Below are 7,804 nucleotides of genomic sequence, written 5' to 3' on the forward strand. Positions count from 1 at the left end.
CCAGCAGGGCCCGCTGCTGATCCAGCAGTTCGATCGCCAGGCCCCAGGCCTCTGCCGCGGCCGCCTGATCGAGGGCCCGCTCCAGCAGCTGGTCACGCTCTTCAAGCGGCATCTGGTTGAGCAGCGTCACGGCCTGCTTGAGCCGCTCCGCCATCGGTTTCCCGGGCATCTGACCAGCCAGCAGCGCCGCTGCGGCATCGCTGCGGCGGCCGAGCACCAGCAGGTGATCCACATACACATCCAACCCCGGACGAGTGGCGATGGATCCGTCGTCGCGGAGCTTGAGGGGCAGAGCCAGAGTTTCCAGGCTGGCGGGGTTGCCCTTGGCCAACTGCTCCAGGGTTTCCACAGCCAGGCCGTGATGCAAGCCGGCCTGGGCGGCCCGCCAGCGCTGCACCAGCCATTGATCCCGTTCCACCCCCGGCTGGGGGCTGAAGCGGTTGAGCACGATCAGGGCCGCATCGGGTGCACGGCAACTGAGCAGCGCATTGGCATTCACCAGCACCGTTTGAAAGGGCTGGGGAGCAGGAGCGATTGTGAGCAGCCGAGCCTGAAGCAACTGCAGGCGTTTGGTGAACCCAAAGCCACCCGCCTCCACACAGGCGAGATTCAGAGCCGGCAGATCACCCTTCTGCAGCAGCTCCTGGAATTGCGCCTCGGGCATGCTGCCGGGCACCGGCGGAGCCGAAGGCCCGGGCTCGGGCACCGAGGGCTTGGGCTCAAAGAAACCACCGATCACCCGCAGGATGAACAACTCCTGAGCCGGTGCGGGCCTGGCGGCGAGCAGGGCCATCAGGCCAACCATCACAAGCAGGGCGCTGCGCACAGGCAACGGCCACCGGGAAGGCCTCCGGTGGCAGGGCGGACAGGGAACCACCAGCGTGTAGAGAAGGGATGGCACCAGCGGCAGTCCTCTTGGCCTCAACCTAGGGGAGTCCGCAGGAGCAGACACCCTTTCCAGCTGGCCCATGAGCACCGCCGCCCCCGCAGTGAGCCCCGCCAACGGCGTGAGCCCTGCCCGCGTTCTGGTGGTGGGTGGCGGGGGCCGCGAAAACGCGCTGGCCTGGGCCCTCAACCGCAGCCATGGCGTGCAGCAGGTGTGGGTGAGCCCCGGCAACGGCGGTACCCAGGAGCTGGAGGGCTGCCGGCAGCTCGCCATCGCCGAAAGCGACCACGACGGCCTGCTGGCGGCCTGCCGCGAGCACAGCGTGAATTTGGTGGTGGTGGGACCGGAAGCTCCCTTGGCTGCGGGTCTGGCCGACAAGCTCCGCGCTGCCGGCTTCCCCGTGTTCGGCCCCGGCGCCGATGGAGCCCAACTCGAGGCCAGCAAACAGTGGGCCAAGCAGCTGATGGTGGAGGCAGGAGTGCCCACGGCCGGCTACTGGAAGGCCAACAGCCGTGAGGAGGCCCTGGCCGCCCTGGAGGCCCAGGGCAAGCCGCTGGTGGTGAAAGCCGATGGCCTGGCGGCCGGCAAGGGCGTCACCGTGGCCGAAACAATCGGGGAAGCCCGCAGCGCCATCGAGGAGATCTTCGAAGGCCGCTTCGGCGCCGGAGCTTCGCTGGTGCTGGAAGAGCGCACCCATGGCCCTGAAGTGTCGGTGTTTGCCCTCACCGACGGCGAGCGCATGGTGCTGCTCCCCCCCGCCCAGGACCACAAACGCATCGGAGAGGGCGACACAGGCCCGAACACCGGCGGCATGGGCGCCTACGCCCCAGCCCCCTTGCTGGATGCAGCAGGACTGGAGCAGGTGCGCCAACTGGTGATGGAGCCCACTCTGGAGGCCTTGAACAGCCGCGGCATCCGCTACCAGGGGGTGATCTATGCGGGCCTGATGCTCACCGAACACGGCCCCAGCGTGATCGAGTTCAACTGCCGCTTCGGCGATCCGGAATGCGAAACGCTGATGCCGCTGCTGGGACCTGAACTGGCCGCGGTGCTTCTGGCCTGCGCCAATGGAACACTTCAGCAGGCGCCCGAGCTGAGCATTGCCCCGCAGTGCAGCGCCTGCGTGATTGCGGCAGCGCAGGGCTATCCCGGCGAGATCCGCAAGGGCGATGCGATCGACAGCAAGCTGCAACCCTCAGACGACTTGCAGCTGTTCCACGCAGGAACCCAGCGGCAAGCCGATGGCCATTGCCTCACCAGCGGCGGCCGCGTGCTGGCGGTGGTGGCCCAGGCTGACACCTTTGACAACGCCTTCGAGCGGGCTTACACCGGCCTGGCTCAGGTGACGTTTGCAGGCATGACCTTCCGCCGCGACATCGGCCATCAGGTGCGCAGCCGATGAGTGTGGGCACCGCCCCTCTGAACTGGCGGCAGCGGCTGGCGCGCTGGTGGGCCGAATTCAGCCTTCAAACCAAGCTGCTGGCCGCCGCCACCCTGGTGGTGAGCCTGGTGATGGCGGGCATCTGCTTCTTTGCCCTCAACGGTATCCAGGCGGATGTGCGCATGAGCGATACCCGCTTTGCCCGCGATCTGGGGCTGCTGCTCTCGGCGAACGTGACGCCACTGGTGGCCGAAGGCAACGACCGCGAACTGGCGGCGGTGGCCGAACGCTTCTGGAAATCGAGCCGAAGCCTTCGCTACATCTTTTTCGCCGATCCCGATGGCGTGATCTACCTCGGGATCCCGATCAGTGGCAGCAGCGGCAGCAGTGAGCTGCTGCTCAGCCGGCGGCTGGAGCTGCCGGCTGACCTAGCCCGCCGCCCCCAGAACCCGCTGATCCGCCAGCACCTCAGCCCCGATGGGCAGGTGACGGATGTGTTCGTGCCGCTGGTGGCGGGCGATCGCTACTTAGGGGTGCTGGCCCTGGGCATCAACCCCAACGAGGCGGCCCTGGCCAGCGCCGCCCTCAGCCGTGAGGTGACCGTGGCGGTGTTCATATCGATCTGGGTGCTGGTGATCCTGGGGGCTGTGTTCAACGCCCTCACGATCACCCAACCGGTGAAGGAGCTGTTGCGGGGGGTGCGCTCCATCGCCAGCGGCGACTTCGAAGCGCGCATCGCCCTGCCGGTGGGCGGCGAACTGGGGGAGCTGCTGGAGGGCTTCAACGACATGGCCTCCCAGCTCGAGGCCTACAACGAAGCCAATATCGAGGAGCTCACCGCCGCCCAGGTGAAGCAGCAGTCGCTGATCGCGACCATGGCCGATGGGGCCCTGCTGCTGGATGCCGAGGGCCGCGTTGTGCTGGTCAACCCCACGGCGCGACGGCTGTTCCGTTGGGAAGGTCGCAAGCTCGAAGGCGCACTCGTGGGCGATGAGCTGCCAGAGGTGCTGGCCCTTGAACTGCAAACACCACTCGAAACGCTACTCAGCGGTGAGCGCGACAGCAGCGACGTGCGCTGCAGCTTTGGTGAGCCGCCGCGCACGCTGCGCATCGTGCTCCAGTCGGTGCGGGATGTGAGCGGCGAAAGCCTCAAGGGCATCGCCGTCACGGTGCAAGATCTCACCCGCGAGGTGGAACTCAACGCCGCCCAGAGCCGTTTCATCAGCAACGTGTCGCACGAACTGCGCACACCGCTGTTCAACATCAAGAGCTACGTGGAAACGCTCCACGATCTCGGCGATCAGCTCAGCGAGGAAGACCGCAAGGAATTTCTGGCCATCGCCAACGCCGAAACCGATCGGCTCACCCGTCTGGTGAACGATGTGCTCGATCTCTCGCGGCTCGAGAGCGACCGCACCTGGAGTATGGAACCGGTGGAGCTCCGCCCCGCGATGGAGCAAACCCTGCGCAACTACCGCCTCAATGCCCAAGACAAAGGCGTGGAACTCTCCCTGGAGGTGGATGAACAGTTGCCGCGAGTGCGGGGCAACTGGGATCTGCTCCTGCAGGTGTTCGACAACCTGGTGGGCAATGGCTTGAAGTTCACCGCCAGCGGCGGCCGGCTGATGCTGCGCGCCTATCCCTGGCCCGACACCTGCCCGATTGATCCGAGCACCGAAGCCAGTGGTGACAGCCCCACCTGCGCCCTCACTGCTCCGCTGCCGCGCCTGCGGGTGGAGATCGCTGACACCGGATCCGGTATTTCCCGCGAAGACCAGCAACGCATCTTCGAGCGGTTCTACCGGGTGGAAAACGCTGTGCACACCGAAGTGGGCACCGGCCTGGGGCTCTCGATCGTGCGCGGCATCCTCGAAAAGCACGGCACGCAGGTGCGGATGGCCAGCGAGCTGGGGGTGGGCACCACCTTCTGGTTCGATCTGCCGCTCGAGCAGGCCGACGACAGCGAGCTCCAGCTTGAGGCTGAGCGGGCCAGCCGCAGCCCGGAGCTGATCTAGCTAGAGCCTCTCGTCGCTCGTTACACCCTGCACGATCCGCGAAAGCTCGCTGCGCTCATCGGTGTTGATGCGGTGGGGCACGCCGCTGATGATCCGCTCGAAGTTGGAGAAGGAATCTTTGATCTCAGGGCCATTGCCCGTGATCACGAATTCGCGGATCCCCTTGTCATGCCATGAACCGCGCATCTTGAACACGTTGAGGGCCCGGGCCATTTCACCCCGGATCTCCACGTATTGCAGCAGCAGGATCGTGTCGGTGATCGTGGAAATATGGGAGTCGGTGATCGAGTGGCTGCCCATGAACTCTTCAGAGGTGTTCGTGAAGAAGCCGGCGATCTCCTCCTGCTTGGCATAACCGGTCACACCAATCACGAACTGGCGGAAGGCATTGTGGCTGACGCCGCGGGCCAGGGCTGAGAGGGAGTCAATCGCCATGCGCGATGGCTTGAACTGACCGATCTCAGTTTTGATGATCTGCAGGTGATCCTCAAGGCCCGTGGATTCGGGATAGGCGCAGATGATCTTGAGCAGACCGTCACGCTCCATCTGCTCAAAATCGATGCCCCAGCTGGTGGCGTTGCGGAGCAACTGAGCCCGCGATTCCTCGTACGCAAAGAGGATCGCCCGCTCCTTATTGGCGCAGGCATTCTCCACAAACTTGCTCACCAGCAGCGTCTTGCCGGTGCCGGTGGCACCGGTGGCGAGGATGATCGAATCCTTGAAGAAGCCGCCTCCGCACATCTCATCAAGGCGGGGCACGCCGGAGCTCACGCGCACATTCGAGCTGCGCTGGGTGAGGCGCATCGCCCCCAGTGGGAAGATGCTGATGCCGTGAGAGCCCATGGTGAAGGGGAATTCCCCCTTCATGTGCGTAGTACCGCGCAGCTTGAGGATTTCCACCGTGCGCCTACGCCTCTCCCCTTCGAGCACGTTGCGCAGGATCACCACGTTGTCGCTCACGAACTCCTCCACGCCATAACGCGCGATGGGGCCGTATTCATCAATGCGCTCAGTGGTCATCACCGTGGTGACGCCGATCTCCTTCAGCCGCGCAATCAGGCGAAAAATCTCACGCCGCACCACCGAAACAGCGTCATATTGCTGAAACACAGCGGTGATCGAGTCGATCGCCACACGCCTGGCCTTGTATTTGCGAATGGCGTAGTTGATCCGCTCGATCAAACCCGACAGGTCGAAGCTACCGGCCACATCCTGGCCTTCTGGATCCGGTGAGGCGTCGAGCAGAAAAAGCTTGTCCTGCTCCACCATCTCCTGCAGGTTCCAGCCAAAACTGGCAGCGTTGCGCAGGATATCCAGCGGCGATTCTTCAAACGTGACAAAGATCCCCGGTTCATCAAACTGGCGAATGCCGTTGTACAGGAAATTCAGGGAGAAAACGGTCTTACCAGTACCAGACGTACCGCTGATCAGGGTGGAGCGTCCAATGGGAAGCCCCCCCTGACAGATGTCATCAAAACCCTCAATCCCGGTGGGCAGCTTCTGCACCGAGGACAGGGCATGGTTGGTGGCGGAAGGGTCCTGCATGGAACGTGTGGGCCTTGGGGGAATCTAGAGGGATCTGACTGAATGCACAGGGGCCAGGGAAGCTCGAATGCCGGTGATGCACGGCCGTTAAAGCAACCCGCCCGGGTCCTCCTCCTCGGCATAGGGATCATTGAGCGCTTCATCGCTGAGCTCCTCATACAGGAGATCAAGGCCAATCAACACCCGTTCACGATCGGAAAGATCACCGATGATGCGACGCACCGGCGGGGGAAGAATCTTGGCCAGGGTGGGCGTGGCGAGGATCTTGTCCTCCTCGGCCAGCTGCGGATTCTTCAGCACATCAATCACCTTCAGGGCATAGACGCCCTGAAACTCGGTATCGAGGATGTTGCGCAGGGTCTTGAGCGCCCGCATCGAGTTGGGCGTATTCCCGGCCACGTAGAGCTTGAGGATGTAGGTCTTGCGCGGGCTCATCTAGATCACCTCCTGGGATAGGAACTGGTTGGCTTCCTCGGGGTCTTGGGGCGCTCCGAGGGGCAAGTCGGGAGGCACCGAGCGGCGGTACATCTCACAGAGATGAGCCATAACATCCAGCAACGCGAGGCGATAGTCCTGAAGGAAATCGTTTTTGTGCCCCTCCAGCTTGAGCTGCTTCCAGAACGTGTCAATCAGATCGACGTGAAGCTCCACCACCTTGTTGATCGGTAAATCACAGAAGAAGGCGGAGTGCACAAAGCTTTCAATCGCCTGGTTGGCGGCAGCCGGGTCGCGGAAGTAGCCGATCAACACGTCGCGGTAGCTGCGCTTGAGCGATCGCAGCAGCTCCTCGCGTTCGTCCTGGGGCAGGTTGCGCAGAAACAGCGAGGGATCGCGCTTGTAAAACACACCCAGGTAGCCCAGGCGCCCCTTCAGGCGATTGGGCAGGCGCCAGCGCTCGGGAGTATCCGCGCCGGCCGCTTCGCCCCCAGCGGCTGGCGGCACCGGCATCCCCTGGCGCAGAAACCGCGACACGGCAGCATCAACGCTGTAGGCGATCTGCTCAAGCTGATCCTGCGGGAGATGCACCTCCGCCTCGTGGTACTCAACCCGGCCGCTCACCTCACCGATCACCACCGCGGGCAATAGGAGCCCCTGCTGCCGCAAGGTTTCGTAGACCTCTGGCGGATGCACCCCCTGCTGCAGCAGCACCACGTCGAACAGCTCACGCCGCTGCTGCAACTCCTGGATCGGGTCGGCCAGGGAGCCGAGATCCTCCAGTTGATAACGACCGCCCTTCAACCAGCTGCGACAGGCCCGCTCCACGCGCGGATCCGGCAGCAGCGAGGCAATCGTGAGGGCGGGCTGTGACATGCGCCGCGATCGGGGCCTGGCAACGCCCCCAGTGTTGACGGGACGGAGGTCAAAAGGGGAAGATCATTGTTTGTCTTTCGATTGCCGTGCGGCAGGCCGAAATGACGGAGCTCTCACCAGGAGATTCACCGTCAGCCTGTCCACGCCCTTAACGCCATGAGCACGACTCCCAGCACCGGTCCCTACGCCATCGTTGAGACCTCCGGCACCCAGGTGTGGGTTCAGCCCAACCGCTACTACGACCTCAACCGCATCAACGCTGAGGTCGAGAGCACCCTCACCCTGGAGAACGTGCTCCTGGTGAACGACGGCAACGCCGCCAACGTGGGCCAGCCCTACGTGAAGGGCGCCACCGTGGAACTGCAGGTGATGGAGCATCGCCGCGGCCCCAAGGTGATCGTGTACAAGATGCGCCCCAAGAAGAAGACCCGCCGCAAGAACGGTCACCGTCAGGAGCTGACCCGCGTGATGGTGAAGTCCATCAGCGTGGGCGGCAAAGCCCTGGCCTGATCAGCCGCAGCGTTCCTCAACCCAACACTTCCCTGAACCATGGCCCACAAGAAAGGCACCGGCTCCACCCGCAACGGCCGCGACTCCAACTCCAAGCGCCTCGGTGTGAAGCGTTATGGCGGTGAGTCGGTCAACGCTGGTTCGATCCTGATCCGC

General features: G+C 64.0%; 8 protein-coding genes. 4 read left to right on the forward strand and 4 right to left on the reverse strand.

Features of this window, described 5'->3' with window-relative positions:
* Positions 1-901 (reverse strand): hypothetical protein (locus ACIQ2E_RS10405; RefSeq protein ID WP_398329926.1); only part of this gene is annotated, 901 nt, incomplete at its 3' end.
* A gap of 67 nt (positions 902-968) precedes the next feature.
* On the opposite strand from ACIQ2E_RS10405, the gene purD reads away from it, so the two are divergent.
* The gene (purD, locus tag ACIQ2E_RS10410) at positions 969-2,288 is read left to right on the forward strand and encodes a phosphoribosylamine--glycine ligase (RefSeq protein WP_398329929.1); all 1,320 of its coding nucleotides are present in this window, start codon (positions 969-971) and stop codon (positions 2,286-2,288) included.
* On the forward strand, positions 2,285-4,282 hold the full coding sequence (nblS, locus tag ACIQ2E_RS10415) for a two-component system sensor histidine kinase NblS (RefSeq protein ID WP_398329932.1): 1,998 nt from the start codon (positions 2,285-2,287) through the stop codon (positions 4,280-4,282). The genes purD and nblS overlap by 4 nt, the downstream gene beginning before the upstream one ends.
* On the opposite strand, the gene kaiC is transcribed toward nblS, so the two are convergent.
* The 3 genes from kaiC to ACIQ2E_RS10430 all read right to left on the reverse strand — a co-directional run bounded on the left by kaiC (position 4,283) and on the right by ACIQ2E_RS10430 (position 7,138).
* Positions 4,283-5,827, reverse strand: a complete 1,545-nt coding sequence (kaiC, locus tag ACIQ2E_RS10420; protein WP_398329935.1) for a circadian clock protein KaiC — start codon at positions 5,825-5,827, stop codon at positions 4,283-4,285.
* 87 nt (positions 5,828-5,914) lie between these two features.
* The gene (gene kaiB, locus ACIQ2E_RS10425; protein ID WP_398329938.1) at positions 5,915-6,262 is read right to left on the reverse strand and encodes a circadian clock protein KaiB; all 348 of its coding nucleotides are present in this window, start codon (positions 6,260-6,262) and stop codon (positions 5,915-5,917) included.
* Entirely contained in the window at positions 6,263-7,138 is an 876-nt protein-coding gene (locus tag ACIQ2E_RS10430; protein WP_398329941.1) for a circadian clock protein KaiA, read from the reverse strand.
* Positions 7,139-7,294: 156 nt separating this feature from the next.
* On the opposite strand from ACIQ2E_RS10430, the gene rplU reads away from it, so the two are divergent.
* Positions 7,295-7,648 (forward strand): 50S ribosomal protein L21, encoded by a 354-nt coding sequence (rplU, locus tag ACIQ2E_RS10435; RefSeq protein WP_398329944.1) that lies wholly within the window; start codon positions 7,295-7,297, stop codon positions 7,646-7,648.
* 39 nt (positions 7,649-7,687) lie between these two features.
* Positions 7,688-7,804, forward strand: a 117-nt coding sequence (locus tag ACIQ2E_RS10440) for a 50S ribosomal protein L27 (protein WP_398329947.1), incomplete at its 3' end; no start/stop codon positions are given.

The sequence above is a fragment of the Vulcanococcus sp. genome (assembly GCF_044369115.1).
Lineage (GTDB): Bacteria > Cyanobacteriota > Cyanobacteriia > PCC-6307 > Cyanobiaceae > Vulcanococcus.

What these genes read in the sequence shown, in the direction of transcription:
- purD (WP_398329929.1), top strand. Translation starts at nt 969, where the DNA reads ATGAGCACCGCCGCCCCCGCAGTGAGCCCCGCCAACGGCGTGAGCCCT.
- nblS (WP_398329932.1), top strand. Translation starts at nt 2,285, where the DNA reads ATGAGTGTGGGCACCGCCCCTCTGAACTGGCGGCAGCGGCTGGCGCGC.
- kaiC (WP_398329935.1), bottom strand. Translation starts at nt 5,827, where the DNA reads ATGCAGGACCCTTCCGCCACCAACCATGCCCTGTCCTCGGTGCAGAAG.
- kaiB (WP_398329938.1), bottom strand. Translation starts at nt 6,262, where the DNA reads ATGAGCCCGCGCAAGACCTACATCCTCAAGCTCTACGTGGCCGGGAAT.
- ACIQ2E_RS10430 (WP_398329941.1), bottom strand. Translation starts at nt 7,138, where the DNA reads ATGTCACAGCCCGCCCTCACGATTGCCTCGCTGCTGCCGGATCCGCGC.
- rplU (WP_398329944.1), top strand. Translation starts at nt 7,295, where the DNA reads ATGAGCACGACTCCCAGCACCGGTCCCTACGCCATCGTTGAGACCTCC.